The sequence below is a fragment of the Micromonospora ferruginea genome, from assembly GCF_013694245.2.
Classification (GTDB): domain Bacteria; phylum Actinomycetota; class Actinomycetes; order Mycobacteriales; family Micromonosporaceae; genus Micromonospora; species Micromonospora robiginosa.
Genome location: NZ_CP059322.2, coordinates 3,059,189 through 3,073,216, shown reverse-complemented (window position 1 = coordinate 3,073,216; position 14,028 = coordinate 3,059,189). Strand labels below are relative to the sequence as shown.

The following is a 14,028-nucleotide window of genomic DNA, read 5'->3' as shown; positions in this document are numbered from 1 at the left end:
AACACCTGTTCGGCCCGGCGGGATCTCCCGCCGGGCCGTCGTCGTCTCAGCCGGCGTACGGCAGGGTGAGCTGCGACCCGTCGCCCACGCCGAGGCTGCTCGGGGCCCCGCCGATGGCGTTCCACACCTCCACCCGCACGCTGCCGTCCCGCAGGTCGCCGAGGGCGCCGGTGGCCGAGGCCAGCCCCCGGTCCCGGGTGTAGTCCTCCCAGCCGGGGAGCGGGTCCGTGGCGTAGTAGTGGTAGGTCTCCACCCGGTCCCAGGTGCCGTCGCCGGTGAGGTCGTACGAGACCCGGAGCTGGGTGCCGTTGCCGACCGCGGTGCCGGCGTCGACGAGCAGGCGGAACGAGGTGGCGCCGCCGGTCCACCGCGCGGTCAGGTGATCCGCCCGGTAGACCCGCGGCGTGTGCGGGGTGCCGACCCAGGTGCCGCCGGCCGCCGCGATGGTCGCCTGGGCGGCGCCCGTCGGGCGTTGCCGGAGCTGGTCGGGCTCCCCGAGGTAGAGCTGCGGCGAGAAGGGGCTCATGGTCGGGTCCGGCGACGGGCTGTCGGACACCGAGGGGCTGGGGTCCGGCGAGGTCGGCGTGGGGGTGGGGCTCGGCGGCGGGTCGGTCGGGCCGCCGCCCGGCCCGAACGGGCTGAGGTCGATCCCGGCGGCGCGCGGGTCGCCGTCGTGCACCAGCGACTCCTGGTTGAGCACGTCGTCGAAGGCGAACCCGTACGCCTTCCCGTCGACCATGGTGGCGTGCACGATGCGGGAGTAGTGGTTGGTGAGCGTGCCCCGGTAGAAGTCGCCCGGCCCGCCCGAGGGCTGGATGTCGCGGTCGGCCAGGGTGGAGCGGTGCAGCGCGGCGCAGAGGGTGCGGGCGATCGGCCCGACCACGAGGTCGTTGGGGGCGGCGAGCGCGCCGTCGCAGTCCCACACGTCGGAGCTGGACGGCTTGGCGAACGACGCCACCTGTCGGCCGGAGCCGTCGGTGAAGGTCATGACGTCGCCGCTGGTCCGGCCGAAGTACCTGACGTCGGGCTGCTCGACGAAGGGCGCCACGGTGAGCGTCCTGGTCGCGTACGCCTGCCAGGCCGAGGCGATGTACGGGTCGAGGTAAGTGGCGCTGAACAGGCCGGCGTCGGCGGCCTTGCCGGGGGAGAGGACGCGCAGCACGGTGCCGTCGGCGCGGGTCTGCACCGCGCCGGCCCAGCCGGGCTGGGCGCGGACCGCGTCGACGACCCGGTTCCGCCCGTCGTCGACCAGCCGGCCGGTGTGCCGGGTGGTCCCGTCCGCGCCGGTCACGCTGACCACGTGCGGGACGGCGAACATGTCGACCTGTGAGCTGTTCAGCCAGAGCCCGGCGTCGTTGTAGGTGAACTCGGACCAGTCGAACAGGACGTCGCGGTTGGGGTCGCCGGGCGCCCAGGGCGCGGGCTGGACCAGGCCGTCCGGGGTGAGCAGGAACCGCAGTTTCTCGCCGAAGGCGACGTACACCCGGCCGGAGATGTTGCGCGGCACCTTCAGCACGGTGGCGCCGCCGTTCGCCGGGCCGGGGATGGCCACGTCGGGGGCGGGGGTGGGGGCAGGCCGCCGGCCGGCCAGGGGGTGAACGAGCCGGCGGCGTCGACGTGGCCGAGCCGGCCGGAGGTCAGGTCGGTGCCGAGCACGTAGAGCCAGGTGGCGTCGGCGCGGCCGGTGTGGTTGGTGACGGTGAAGGGCAGCAGGTTCGGACCGGTGGCGTGGGCCAGGGAGGCGGCGGCCACGATCGAGGAGGCGGTGGTGACCAGGAGCGCGAGCAGGGCGCGCAGGATCTTGGTACGGGTGGGCACGGGCGACTCCGGGGTGTGGTGAGGCACGGGAACGGGGCCGTGAGAGCGCTCTCTCAGCATCGGCGCGAGATGGCCGACTGTCAATGCGTCGAAGCCCGTTGCAGTTTCATGCGCCACACTGCATGACCTTGCAGTGACCCCGCGCGACTGCTAGCCTTCTCTGCATAGTCATGCGGAGGTAGGTATGGGCATTCGGGTAGCGGTGGCCGGGGCGAGCGGCTACGCGGGCGGGGAACTGCTCCGCCTGCTCGCCGGTCACCCCGAGTTCGACCTCGTGGCCGCCACCGCGCACAGCCGGGCCGGCCAGCCCGTCGCCGGCGTACACCCGCAGCTCACCGGCCTGGACCTGGTGCTCGGGGCGACCGAACCGGCGGCCCTGGCCGACGCGGACCTGATCTTCCTGGCGCTGCCGCACGGCCAGTCGGCGGCCCTCGCCGCGGCCCTGCCCGACGATGCCATGGTGGTCGACCTCGGCGCCGACCACCGGCTGCGCGACGCCAACGCCTGGGCCCGCTACTACGGCGGCGCGCACGCCGGCGCCTGGACCTACGGGCTGCCCGAGCTGCCCGGCGGGCGGGACGAGATCGCGGCCGCCCGGCGGGTGGCCAGCACCGGCTGCTACGCGGTCGCCACCACGCTCGCGCTGGCCCCGCTGATCGCCGCCGGCGCGGTACGCCCCGACGACGTGGTGGTGGTCGCCGCCTCCGGCACCTCCGGCGCCGGCCGGGCCGCCAAGGTCCACCTGCTCGGCAGTGAGGTGATGGGCGACCTGTCCCCCTACAAGGTGGGCGCGCACCAGCACGTGCCGGAGATCAAGCAGGCCACCGGCGCGACCGGCCTGTCGTTCACGCCGGTGCTCGCCCCGATGCCGCGCGGCATCCTGGCCACCGTCACCGCCGTGCCCACCGGCGACGCCGACCCGCGGGCGGTGCTGGCCGCCGCCTACGCCGACGCGCCCTTCGTGCACCTGCTGCCCAAGGGCGCCTGGCCGCACACCGCCGCGACCGCCGGCTCGAACTCCTGTCACCTCCAGGCGACCGTGGACGTCGACTCGGGACGGGTGATCGTGGTCAGCGCGGTCGACAACCTGGGCAAGGGCGCGGCCGGCCAGGCCGTGCAGAACGCCAACCTGATGGTCGGTCTTCCCGAGACCACCGGACTGTCCGTCTACGGAGTCTCCCCATGAGTGTCACCACCCCCCGTGGCTTCCGTGCCGCCGGTGTCGCCGCCGGCCTGAAGACCTCCGGCGCCGCCGACGTGGCGCTGGTGGTCAACGACGGCCCGGACGCCGGTGTCGCCGGTGTCTTCACCGCCAACCGGGTGAAGGCCGCCCCGGTGCTCTGGACCCAGCAGGTCGTCCACGGCGGCGTGGTCCGCGCCGTGGTGCTCAACTCCGGCGGCGCGAACGCGTGCACCGGCCCGGCCGGCTTCCAGGACACCCACGCCACCGCCGAACACACCGCCGCCGCGCTCACCGGCAGCAGCGCCCGGTTGATCGTCGGCGCCGGCGAGGTCGCGGTCTGCTCGACCGGCCTGATCGGCGAGCGGTTGCCGATGCCGAAGCTGCTGCCGGGCGTGCGGGACGCGGTGCGCCGGCTGTCCCGCGACGGCGGGCAGCCGGCCGCCGAGGCGATCATGACCACCGACACCCGGCCGAAGACCACGGTGGCCCGGGGCAGCGGCTGGACGGTCGGCGGGATGGCCAAGGGCGCCGGCATGCTCGCGCCGGCCATGGCCACCATGCTCTGCGTGCTCACCACCGACGCGGTGGCCGGGCCGGGCACGTTGGACGCGGCGCTGCGCGCCGCCACCCGGGTCACCTTCGACCGGGTCGACTCCGACGGGTGCATGTCCACCAACGACACCGTGCTGCTGCTGGCCAGCGGCGCCTCCGGCATCGAGCCGACCGCCGCCGAGCTGACCGCCGCGGTGACCGCCGCCTGCGACGACCTGGCCCAGCAGCTCCTCGCCGACGCGGAGGGCGCGACCAAACAGATCGCCATCGAGGTGGTCGGCGCGGCCGGCGAGGACGACGCGGTCGAGGTGGGTCGCGCGGTGGCCCGCAACAACCTGGTCAAGACCGCGCTGTTCGGCAACGACCCGAACTGGGGTCGGATCCTCGCCGCGGTCGGCACCACCGCCGCCGCGTTCGAGCCGGACGGCGTGGACGTCGCGGTCAACGGCGTCTGGGTGTGCCGGGGCGGGGCCGCCGCCGAGGACCGCGCCAAGGTGGACCTCACCGGCCGGGCCGTCACCATCCGGATCGACCTGCACGCCGGCGCCGACGCCGCGACGATCTGGACCAACGACCTGTCGCACGCGTACGTCCACGAGAACTCGGCCTACTCCACATGAACGCTGATCTCACCCGGGCCCAGGCCAAGGCCGCCACGCTGATCGAGGCGCTGCCGTGGCTGGCCCGCTTCGCCGGCGCCACCGTCGTGGTCAAGTACGGCGGCAACGCCATGGTCGACGACGAGCTGCGGCGGGCCTTCGCCGCGGACATGGTCTTCCTCCGGTACGCCGGCCTCAAGCCGGTCGTGGTGCACGGCGGCGGCCCGCAGATCTCCGCCATGCTGGGCCGGCTCGGCATTGCCAGCGAGTTCCGCGGCGGCCTGCGGGTCACCACCCCCGAGGCGATGGACGTGGTCCGGATGGTCCTCGTGGGTCAGGTCGGCCGGGAACTGGTCGGGCTGGTCAACGCGCACGGCCCGTTCGCGGTGGGCCTCTCCGGCGAGGACGCCGGGCTGTTCACCGCGGTGCGTCGCCCGGCGTACGTGGACGGGGAACCGGTCGACGTGGGGCAGGTCGGGGACGTGGAGTCGGTGAACGCCTCGGCGGTCACCGACCTGATCGCGGCCGGCCGGATCCCGGTCGTGTCCACGGTCGCGCCGGACGCCGACGGGGTGCTGCACAACCTCAACGCGGACACCGCCGCCGCCGCGCTCGCGGTCGCCCTGGACGCGCGCAAGCTGGTGGTGCTCACCGACGTGTCGGGCCTCTACGCCGACTGGCCGGACACGTCCAGCCTGGTCAGCGAGATCACCGCGGACGACCTGGCGAAGCTGCTGCCGTCGCTGGAGTCCGGCATGGTCCCGAAGATGGAGGCCTGCCTGCGGGCGGTGCGCGGGGGAGTGCCCGCCGCGCACGTCGTCGACGGCCGGGTCGCCCACTCCACGCTGCTCGAGGTGTTCACGTCGGAAGGGTTCGGCACGATGGTCGTGAGCGCGAGGAGCGAGCTTGCGAGCCCCGCAGTCGCGAACAGGGAAGGCACGGTCGGTTCATGAGCACGCTGCTGCGGCGCTGGAGCGCCACCATGATGGACAACTACGGCACGCCGCCGCTGGCGCTCGTCTCCGGCTCCGGCGCCGTCGTGGTCGACGACACCGGCCGGGAGTACGTGGACCTGCTCGGCGGCATCGCCGTCAACGCGCTCGGGCACGCCCACCCGGCGGTGGTGGCCGCCGTGTCGAAGCAGGTCGCCACGCTGGGGCACGTGTCGAACCTGTTCGTCGCCGAGCCGCCGGTCGCGCTCGCCGAGCTGCTGCTGGCGCTGGCCGGCCGGCCCGGCCGGGTCTTCTTCGCCAACTCCGGCGCGGAGGCCAACGAGGCCGCGTTCAAGCTGTCCCGGCTCACCGGTCGCCGGCACGTGGTGGCCACCCGGGGCGGCTTCCACGGCCGGACCATGGGCGCGCTGGCGCTCACCGGCCAGCCGGCCAAGGCCGACCCGTTCCGCCCGCTGCCCGGCGACGTCACCCACGTGCCCTACGGCGACGTGGACGCGCTCGCCGACGCGGTCACCGACGCCACCGCCATGGTGATCGTCGAGCCGATCCAGGGCGAGAACGGCGTGGTCGTCCCGCCGCCCGGCTACCTCACCGCGGCCCGGCGGATCACCGCCGCGCACGGCGCGCTGCTGGTGCTCGACGAGGTGCAGACCGGCGTCGGGCGCACCGGGCACTGGTTCGCCCACCAGGCCGAGGGCGTCGAGCCGGACGTGGTCACGCTGGCCAAGGGCCTCGGCGGCGGCCTGCCGCTCGGCGCCTGCCTGGCCTTCGGCCGCGCCGCCGACCTGCTCGGTCCCGGCTCGCACGGCACCACGTTCGGCGGCAACCCGGTCAGTTGCGCCGCCGCGCTCGCGGTGATCGCCACGATCGCCAACGAGGGCCTGCTCGACCACGTCAAGCGGGTCGGCGAGCGGCTGCGGCGCGGCGTGGAGGCGCTCGGGCACCCGCTGGTGCGCGAGGTGCGCGGCGCCGGCCTGCTGCTCGGCATCGCGCTGGACCGGCCGGTCGCCGGCGCGGTGACGACCGCGCTGCGGGAGGCGGGTTTCCTGGTCAACCCGGTGCAGCCCGACGTGGTCCGGCTCGCCCCGCCGCTGATCCTCACCCCGGCGCAGGTCGACGCGTTCCTCGCCGCCCTGCCCGCCGCCCTCGCCGCCCCGCCCGCCGAGACCGCGCCGCCCGCCGAGACCGCCGCGCCGACCGAGACCGCCGCGCCCGCCGCGCCGGCGCCCACCCCCGCGAGCCGCACGGAGGCCCCCGCATGATCCGCCACTTCCTGCGCGACGACGACCTCACCCCCGCCGAGCAGGCGGCCGTGCTCGACCTCGCCGCCCGGATGAAGGCCGACCGGTACGCGCACCGGCCGCTCGCCGGCCCCCGGTCGGTGGCGGTGCTGTTCGACAAGCAGAGCCTGCGTACCCGGATCTCGTTCGACGCCGGCATCGCCGAGCTGGGCGGCCACCCGCTGGTGGTGGACACCCAGGTCACCCACTTCGGTCGCGGGGAGACGCTCGGCGACGCCGGGCGGGTGCTGTCGCGCTACGTGGCCGCGATCGTGCTGCGTACCCACGGCGACGACCGGATCGCCGAGGTGGCCGAGCACGCGACCGTGCCGGTGGTCAACGCGCTCACCGACACCTACCACCCCTGCCAGTTGCTCGCCGACCTGCTCACCGTGCGGGAGCGGTTCGGCGCCCCCGCCGGGCGGATCCTCGCGTACGTCGGCGACGCGGCGAACAACATGGCCCACTCGTACCTGCTGGCCGGCGCGACCGCCGGGATGCACGTCCGGGTCGCGGGCCCGGCCGGGTTCGGCCCGGACCCGGCGATCGTGGCCCGCGCGGCGAAGATCGCCGCCGGCACCGGCGGTTCGGTCGAGGCGCTCACCGACCCGGTCGAGGCGGTACGCGGCGCGCACGTGGTCGCCACCGACACCTGGACGTCGATGGGCCAGGAGGAGGACGGGCTGGACCGGATCACCCCGTTCCGGCCCTACCAGGTGAGCGACGCGCTGCTGGGGCACGCCGCGGCCGACGCGATCGTGCTGCACTGCCTGCCCGCGCACCGGGGCGAGGAGATCACCAGCGAGGTGCTGGACGGCCCGCGCAGCGCGGTGTTCGACCAGGCGGAGAATCGCCTGCACGCCCAGAAGGCGCTGCTGACCTTTCTCCTGGAGGCCTCCTCATGACCGCCCCGCTGACCCGCGCCGCGCGGCACGCCCGCATCGTCGAGCTGATCCGCGACACCGCCATCCACTCGCAGACCGAGCTGGCCGACCTGCTCGCCGGCGACGGCATCCAGGTCACCCAGGCCACCCTCTCGCGTGACCTCAAGGAACTCGGGGCGGTCACCGCGCGCGGCGGCGACGGGCGCGGCGTCTACCTGATCCCGGAGGACGGCCACCGGCCGCTGCGCGACGCCGAGGGCGCGCCCGCCCGACTGGTCCGGCTGCTGCACGAGCTGCTCAACGGCGTCGACGCCAGCGGCAACATCGCCGTGCTGCGCACCCCGCCCGGCGCGGCGCACTACCTGGCCAGCGCGTTGGACCGGGCCGGCCTGTCCGAGATCGTCGGCACCATCGCCGGCGACGACACCATCCTCGTCGTCGCCCGCGAGGCCGACGGCGGCGCCGCGTTGGGTGACCGGCTCGCCGGGTGGGCCCGCCGGGGCGAGCACGTCGAAGGGAACAGCACACCATGAGCGAACGGGTCGTCCTGGCGTACTCCGGGGGTCTGGACACCTCCGTCGCCATTCCCTACCTGGCCGAGCGGACCGGCGCCGAGGTGATCGCGGTCGCGGTCGACGTCGGTCAGGGCGGCGAGGACATGGAGGTGATCCGGCGGCGGGCGCTGGACTGCGGCGCCGTGGAGTCCGAGGTGGTCGACGCGCGCGACGAGTTCGCCGCCGACTACTGCCTGCCGGCGATCCGGGCCAACGCGCTCTACATGAACCGGTACCCGCTGGTCTCCGCGCTGTCCCGGCCGCTGATCGTCACCCACCTGGTGGCCGCCGCCCGGCGGCACGGCGGCACGATCGTGTCGCACGGCTGCACCGGCAAGGGCAACGACCAGGTCCGCTTCGAGGTGGGCCTGCACGCGCTCGCACCGGACCTGACCGTCGTCGCGCCGGCCCGCGACTTCGCCTGGACCCGGGACAAGGCGATCGCGTTCGCCGAGGAGAAGGGCCTGCCGATCGACGTGACGGCCCGGTCGCCCTACTCGGTCGACCAGAACCTGTGGGGCCGGGCGGTGGAGACCGGCTTCCTGGAGGACATCTGGACCGCGCCGGTGGAGGACCTCTACGCGTACACCGAGGACCCGGCGGAGCAGCGCGACGCCGACGAGCTGGTCCTCACGTTCGACGCCGGCGTCCCGGTCGCGATCGACGGCGAGACGGTCACCCCGTACGAGGCGGTCCGGGAGCTGAACCGGCGCGCCGGCGCGCAGGGCGTGGGTCGGCTCGACATGGTCGAGGACCGGCTGGTCGGCATCAAGAGCCGCGAGGTGTACGAGGCGCCCGGCGCGCTCGCCCTGATCACCGCGCATCAGGAGCTGGAGGCGGTGACGGTGGAGCGGGACCTGGCCCGGTTCAAGCGCGGCGTCGAACAGCGCTGGGGCGAGCTGGTCTACGACGGTCTCTGGTTCAGCCCGCTGAAGCGCTCGCTGGACGCGTTCATCGACGACGCCCAGCGGCACGTCAGCGGCGAGGTGCGGCTGACCCTGCACGGCGGCCGGGCGGTGGTGACCGGGCGGCGTTCCGAGGCCAGCCTCTACGACTTCGGTCTGGCCACCTACGACACCGGTGACACGTTCGACCAGACGCTGGCGAAGGGCTTCGTGCAGCTCTGGGGCCTGCCCAGCACGATGGCCGCGGCGCGGGACGCCCGGTGGGAAGGGGTGCGGTCGTGACCAGCACAATGGGTGGGGTGGACGACAAGAGCCTGACCGAGAACAGCGCCGCCACCAACCGGACGAGTCTCTGGGGAGGCCGGTTCGCCGGTGGGCCCGCCGAGGCGCTCGCGCGGCTGTCGGTGAGCGTCCAGTTCGACTGGCGCCTCGCCCCGTACGACATCGCCGGATCCCGCGCGCACGCCCGGGTCCTCGCGGGCGCCGGCCTGCTCGACCCGGACGAGCTGGGGCGGATGCTGGCCGCGCTGGACGACCTGGAGGCCGCCTGCGCCTCCGGCGCGTTCCGTCCCACCGTCGACGACGAGGACGTGCACACCGCCCTGGAGCGCGGCCTGCTGGAGCGGCTGGGCAGCCTCGGTGGCAAGCTGCGCGCCGGCCGGTCCCGCAACGACCAGGTCGCCACCGACCTGCGGCTCTACCTGCGCGACCACGCCCGGGGCGTGGCCGCCCGGCTGGTCGAGCTGGCCGAGGCGCTGGTGGAGCAGGCGGAGCGGCACGTGGACACCGCCGCGCCGGGCATGACGCACCTGCAGCACGCCCAGCCGGTGACGTTCGGGCACTGGCTGCTGGCGCACGTGCAGCCGCTGCTGCGGGACCTGGAGCGGCTGCGCGACTGGGACGAGCGGACCGCGATCAGCCCGCTCGGCGCCGGCGCGCTGGCCGGCTCGGGGCTGCCGCTGGACCCGGTGGCGGTCGCCAAGGAGCTGGGCTTCCGCACCTCGTTCGCCAACTCGATGGACGCGGTGGCCGATCGGGACTTCGTCGCCGAGTTCCTGTTCGTCACCGCGCTGACCGGCGTGCACCTGTCCCGCCTCGGCGAGGAGGTGGTGCTCTGGACGTCGCAGGAGTTCGGCTGGGTGGAGCTGGACGACTCGTTCGCCACCGGCTCGTCGATCATGCCGCAGAAGAAGAACGCGGACATCGCCGAGCTGGCCCGGGGCAAGTCCGGCCGGTTGGTCGGCGGCCTGATGAGCGTGCTCACCATGCTCAAGGGCCTGCCGATGACCTACGACCGGGACATGCAGGAGGACAAGGAGCCGGCGTTCGACGCGGTCGACACGCTGGAGCTGCTGCTGCCCGCGCTGGCCGGCATGATCTCCACGATGACGGTCCGGGTGGACCGGCTCGCGGCCACCGCGCCGTCGGGCTTCTCGCTGGCCACCGAGGTCGCCGACTGGCTGGTCCGGCGCAACGTGCCGTTCCGCGACGCGCACGAGATCACCGGCAGGCTGGTGGCGCTCTGCGCGGCCCGCGACTGCGCGCTGGACGAGGTCTCCGACGCCGACCTGGCCGCGGTGAGCGAGCACCTGGACCCGTCGGTGCGCGACGTGCTCTCGGTGCGCTCGGCGCTCGCCGCCCGCACCACCCCCGGCTCGACCGGGCCCGGGCCGGTCGCCGACCAGCTCGCCGCCGCCGCGGACAAGCTGGCCGGCTGGCGGGACTGGGCCGCCGAGCAGGTCGTGCCCCGCTGACCCGCACGCCCCGCGCGGTGGCCCGGCCGCCGCGCGGGGCTCAGGCCGTCGGCCGCTCCCGCTTGGGCAGCTTGGCCACCACCGCGTCGTACGACCCGTCGAGCGCGTCGACCAGCTCGTCGTCGGGGATGCCGCCGGTCAGGCGCAACGTGTTCCACCCCGATCGGCCGATGTAGGGCGAGGGGCGGGCGTCGTCCGGGAACCGGTGCAGCCACTCGTCGGCGACCTCGCGCGACGGCCCGCACTTGACCCCGAGCCGCGCCTCACCGTCGGGGGACCCGAGGAACGCGAAGATCCGGCTGCCCACCTTCACCACCTCGTCGCCCTCCCACGGGCGGTCCAGCCAGGCGCCCGGTTTCGCCAGGCAGTAGGCCAACATCTCGTCGCGCGTCATCGCGTCCTCCCGTGCCGTCGTCGTCCGGCACAGTCTCGACCGCGGCTGTGACAGGGGTGGGCGGGCTCAGTCGCCGGTGCCGGTGCGCACGGTGAGTCGCTCGAAGCGCTGCCGGGCCGCCTGGGCGCTGCCCAGCCCCAGCCCGAACGCGATCGCCTGCCAGGTCATGCCCCGGCCGCGGGCCACCTGGAGCAGCCCGGCCTCCAGCGCGTCCACCTCGGCCCGCACGTGCGGGATCAGGGTCAGCGCGGCCATCAGGTCGGCCTGGTCGACCGGTTCCTCGCCCGCGTCCAGCTCCGCCCCGCCGGCGAGCGCCATCACCAGCGTGGCCGCCTCGTAGGCGTCGGGCACGTCGGGGTGCGCGTAGCGCCGGCGGCGGGAGGTGGTGCCGGCGTGCCGCTCGGCGATCCGCAGCAGCGCCGCGTAGTTGCGATGGGCCCGGGCCTGGGCAGCATCCGGAGCGGTGAACGGGTCGTTGTCCACGGTGACCATGCCGTCCATCCCACACCCAAGAACGGCATGTTGTCAACACCTCGTTGAAAGTCATTCGTACGCCGAAGCCTGGGCCTCTCCCGGTGAGACGCGCCGGAGGGGCCCTCGGGTTGCGGGACGATCAGCGCGGCGCGGGCCGGCGACGCGGGCTGTGCCGGCGGTACACGCTCACGCTCGGCTCGTCAGCCAGCCAGAAGCGCCACGGCAGGTCGTGCGCCGCGGCGACCCCGACCCGGGGCCCGGCGACGACCCGCGCCGGGTCGACCGCCTCGACCGGCGGAGTCAGGAGCAGCGGGCCGGTCCCGTCGACCGCCGAGGTGCCGTTCGCGTCGCGGTCGAGGCCGAGCGCGGTGACCAGCCGGGCGGGCCCCCGGGCCAGATCCCGGTCCGAGGCGTGCGGGCGCCGGTCCCGGGCGATCCCGATCCCGTCGACCACCTCGCCGGCGCGCAGCAGCACGGCCGCCGCCTCGCCGTCGCGCCCGCAGACGATGTTCGCGCACCAGTGCATGCCGAACACGAAGTACACGTAGACGTGCCCGGCCGGCCCGAACATCACCCGGTTGCGCGGCGTCGGCCCGCGGTGGGCGTGCGACGCCGGATCCGCCCCGGTCCCGGCGTACGCCTCGACCTCGGTCAGCCGGACGCGCACCCCGTTCCCCGACACGTCCCAGCCGAGCAAAGTCCGCGCGGTCGCCGCAACGTCCGCCGCCGGCGCGTCGAGCCAGGTGTACGTCATGGCCGGCAAGGCTAGTCGCCGCCCGGCCCCTCCCCCCGCGATCTTGCACTTTCGGCCCTCCGATAACGGAACAAAAGAGACTTTCCGGGGGCAGTAACTGCAAGATCGGCGCCGGGGGGGGGAGGGGGTTGGTGGAATAGTTGACTCGTCAAATAGGTTGTGCGGTGCGATGCCGGATCTCAGCCGAGGAGCTGGTCATGCAGTTCGGAATCTTCACCGTCGGTGACGTCACCGTCGACCCGATCACCGGACGGTCGACGTCCGAGCGTGACCGGATCAAGGCCATGACCACCATCGCGCTCAAGGCCGAAGAGGTCGGCCTGGACGTCTTCGCCACCGGCGAGCACCACAACCCGCCGTTCGTACCGTCGTCGCCGACCACCATGCTCGGCTGGATCGCCGCGCGCACCGAGCGCCTGCTGCTGTCCACCTCGACCACGCTGATCACCACCAACGACCCGGTGAAGATCGCCGAGGACTACGCGATGCTCCAGCACCTCGCCGACGGCCGGGTGGACCTGATGATGGGTCGCGGCAACACCGGCCCGGTCTACCCGTGGTTCGGGCAGGACATCCGCAACGGCATCCCGCTCGCGATCGAGAACTACGACCTGCTGCACCGGCTGTGGCGCGAGGACGTGGTCGACTGGAAGGGCCGGTTCCGCACCCCGCTTCAGTCGTTCACCTCGACGCCGCGCCCGCTCGACGGCGTGCCGCCGTTCGTCTGGCACGGCTCGATCCGCAGCCCGGAGATCGCCGAGCAGGCCGCGTACTACGGCGACGGCTTCTTCGCCAACCACATCTTCTGGCCCAAGGGGCACACCCAGCGGATGGTCGGCCTCTACCGCCAGCGCTGGGCGCACTACGGCCACGGCACCCCCGAACAGGCCATCGTCGGCCTGGGCGGGCAGGTGTTCATGCGCCGCAACTCGCAGGACGCGGTACGCGAGTTCCGGCCCTACTTCGACAACGCCCCGGTCTACGGCCACGGCCCGTCGCTGGAGGAGTTCACCCGGGAGACGCCACTGACCGTGGGCAGCCCGCAGCAGGTCATCGACCGCACGCTGGGCTTCCGCGAGTACGTCGGCGACTACCAGCGGCAGCTCTTCCTGATGGACCACGCCGGCCTGCCGCTGAAGACGGTGCTGGAGCAGCTCGACCTGCTCGGCGAGGAGGTGGTGCCGGTGCTGCGCAAGGAGTTCGACTCGATGCGCCCCGCGCACGTGCCCGAGGCGCCCACCCACGCCAGCCTGCTGGCCGCCCGTGAGGCCGCCACGACCACGGAGGAGGAGAAGCGATGACCCGGCGTACCCTCGCGGTCGTCTCGGCGGGTCTCGGCCAGCCCTCGTCCACCCGCCTGCTGGCCGACCAGCTCGCCGCGGCCGCCCGCGACGCGCTGGCCGGCCGCGGCGCGGCCGTCGACCTGCGCCCGGTGGACCTGCGCGAGCACGCCCACGACGTGGTCAACCACCTGCTCACCGGCTTCGCGCCGGCCGCCCTGCGCGAGACGCTCGACACCGTCGCGGGGGCCGACGGGCTGATCGCGGTCACGCCGATCTTCAACGCGTCCTACAACGGGTTGTTCAAGTCCTTCTTCGACGTGGTGGACCGGGACGCGCTGGCCGGCACGCCGGTGCTGATCGGGGCGACCGGCGGCACCGCCCGGCACTCGCTCGCGTTGGAGCACGCGGTCCGGCCGATGTTCACGTACCTGCGGGCGGTGACGCTGCCGACGGCGGTGTTCGCCGCGCCGGAGGACTGGGCCGGCGACGACGGCGACAGCGCGCTGCGGGCCCGGATCCGCCGGGCCGCCGCCGAACTGGCCGAGCAGGTGGACCGACGGTCGCCGTCCACCGGTCCGGCCGACCCGTTCGCCCTGACCACCGACTTCGCCGACCTGCTCGCCGGCCGCGACCCGGTCTGA

General features: G+C 74.2%; 15 protein-coding genes. 10 read left to right on the top strand and 5 right to left on the bottom strand.

Features of this window, described 5'->3' with window-relative positions; translation table 11 throughout:
- Positions 1-46 precede the first annotated feature (46 nt).
- Complete coding sequence (locus H1D33_RS13045; protein ID WP_307755406.1) at positions 47-1,552, bottom strand: beta-1,3-glucanase family protein; 1,506 nt, start codon at positions 1,550-1,552, stop codon at positions 47-49.
- Entirely contained in the window at positions 1,510-1,818 is a 309-nt protein-coding gene (locus H1D33_RS13040) for a hypothetical protein (protein WP_307755405.1), read from the bottom strand. The genes H1D33_RS13045 and H1D33_RS13040 overlap by 43 nt, the downstream gene beginning before the upstream one ends.
- Positions 1,819-2,002: 184 nt before the next feature.
- On the opposite strand from H1D33_RS13040, the gene argC reads away from it, so the two are divergent.
- The 8 genes from argC to argH are packed head-to-tail and all read left to right on the top strand — an operon-like array spanning position 2,003 to position 10,482.
- On the top strand, positions 2,003-3,004 hold the full coding sequence (gene argC / locus H1D33_RS13035; RefSeq protein ID WP_181567812.1) for an N-acetyl-gamma-glutamyl-phosphate reductase: 1,002 nt from the start codon (positions 2,003-2,005) through the stop codon (positions 3,002-3,004).
- A complete protein-coding gene (argJ, locus tag H1D33_RS13030; protein WP_181567813.1) occupies positions 3,001-4,173 on the top strand; it encodes a bifunctional glutamate N-acetyltransferase/amino-acid acetyltransferase ArgJ in 1,173 nt (390 codons plus the stop codon). Before argC ends, argJ begins: the two co-directional genes overlap by 4 nt.
- Positions 4,170-5,105: an acetylglutamate kinase gene (gene argB, locus H1D33_RS13025; RefSeq protein WP_181567814.1), complete on the top strand. Its 936-nt coding sequence runs from the start codon at positions 4,170-4,172 to the stop codon at positions 5,103-5,105. Before argJ ends, argB begins: the two co-directional genes overlap by 4 nt.
- Positions 5,102-6,367 carry an acetylornithine transaminase gene (locus H1D33_RS13020; protein ID WP_181567815.1) on the top strand — a complete coding sequence of 422 codons (1,266 nt, stop codon included), beginning with the start codon at positions 5,102-5,104 and terminating at the stop codon, positions 6,365-6,367. The genes argB and H1D33_RS13020 overlap by 4 nt, the downstream gene beginning before the upstream one ends.
- Positions 6,364-7,290: an ornithine carbamoyltransferase gene (argF, locus tag H1D33_RS13015; protein ID WP_181567816.1), complete on the top strand. Its 927-nt coding sequence runs from the start codon at positions 6,364-6,366 to the stop codon at positions 7,288-7,290. The genes H1D33_RS13020 and argF overlap by 4 nt, the downstream gene beginning before the upstream one ends.
- On the top strand, positions 7,287-7,802 hold the full coding sequence (locus tag H1D33_RS13010) for an arginine repressor (RefSeq protein WP_181567817.1): 516 nt from the start codon (positions 7,287-7,289) through the stop codon (positions 7,800-7,802). Before argF ends, H1D33_RS13010 begins: the two co-directional genes overlap by 4 nt.
- Entirely contained in the window at positions 7,799-9,010 is a 1,212-nt protein-coding gene (locus H1D33_RS13005) for an argininosuccinate synthase (protein WP_181567818.1), read from the top strand. The genes H1D33_RS13010 and H1D33_RS13005 overlap by 4 nt, the downstream gene beginning before the upstream one ends.
- An 8-nt stretch (positions 9,011-9,018) precedes the next feature.
- Positions 9,019-10,482 (top strand): argininosuccinate lyase, encoded by a 1,464-nt coding sequence (argH, locus tag H1D33_RS13000; protein ID WP_181572762.1) that lies wholly within the window; start codon positions 9,019-9,021, stop codon positions 10,480-10,482.
- A gap of 40 nt (positions 10,483-10,522) precedes the next feature.
- Here the strand turns inward: argH and H1D33_RS12995 are convergent, their stop codons facing one another.
- The 3 genes from H1D33_RS12995 to H1D33_RS12985 all read right to left on the bottom strand — a co-directional run bounded on the left by H1D33_RS12995 (position 10,523) and on the right by H1D33_RS12985 (position 12,104).
- Positions 10,523-10,876, bottom strand: a complete 354-nt coding sequence (locus H1D33_RS12995) for an MmcQ/YjbR family DNA-binding protein (protein WP_181567819.1) — start codon at positions 10,874-10,876, stop codon at positions 10,523-10,525.
- A 66-nt stretch (positions 10,877-10,942) separates the two neighbouring features.
- Entirely contained in the window at positions 10,943-11,368 is a 426-nt protein-coding gene (locus H1D33_RS12990) for a DNA-binding protein (RefSeq protein ID WP_181567820.1), read from the bottom strand.
- A 121-nt stretch (positions 11,369-11,489) separates the two neighbouring features.
- Positions 11,490-12,104 carry a DNA-3-methyladenine glycosylase gene (locus tag H1D33_RS12985; protein WP_181567821.1) on the bottom strand — a complete coding sequence of 205 codons (615 nt, stop codon included), beginning with the start codon at positions 12,102-12,104 and terminating at the stop codon, positions 11,490-11,492.
- Between the two features lie 197 nt (positions 12,105-12,301).
- On the opposite strand from H1D33_RS12985, the gene H1D33_RS12980 reads away from it, so the two are divergent.
- The gene (locus H1D33_RS12980; RefSeq protein ID WP_181567822.1) at positions 12,302-13,405 is read left to right on the top strand and encodes an LLM class flavin-dependent oxidoreductase; all 1,104 of its coding nucleotides are present in this window, start codon (positions 12,302-12,304) and stop codon (positions 13,403-13,405) included.
- Complete coding sequence (locus H1D33_RS12975) at positions 13,402-14,028, top strand: CE1759 family FMN reductase (RefSeq protein ID WP_181567823.1); 627 nt, start codon at positions 13,402-13,404, stop codon at positions 14,026-14,028. The genes H1D33_RS12980 and H1D33_RS12975 overlap by 4 nt, the downstream gene beginning before the upstream one ends.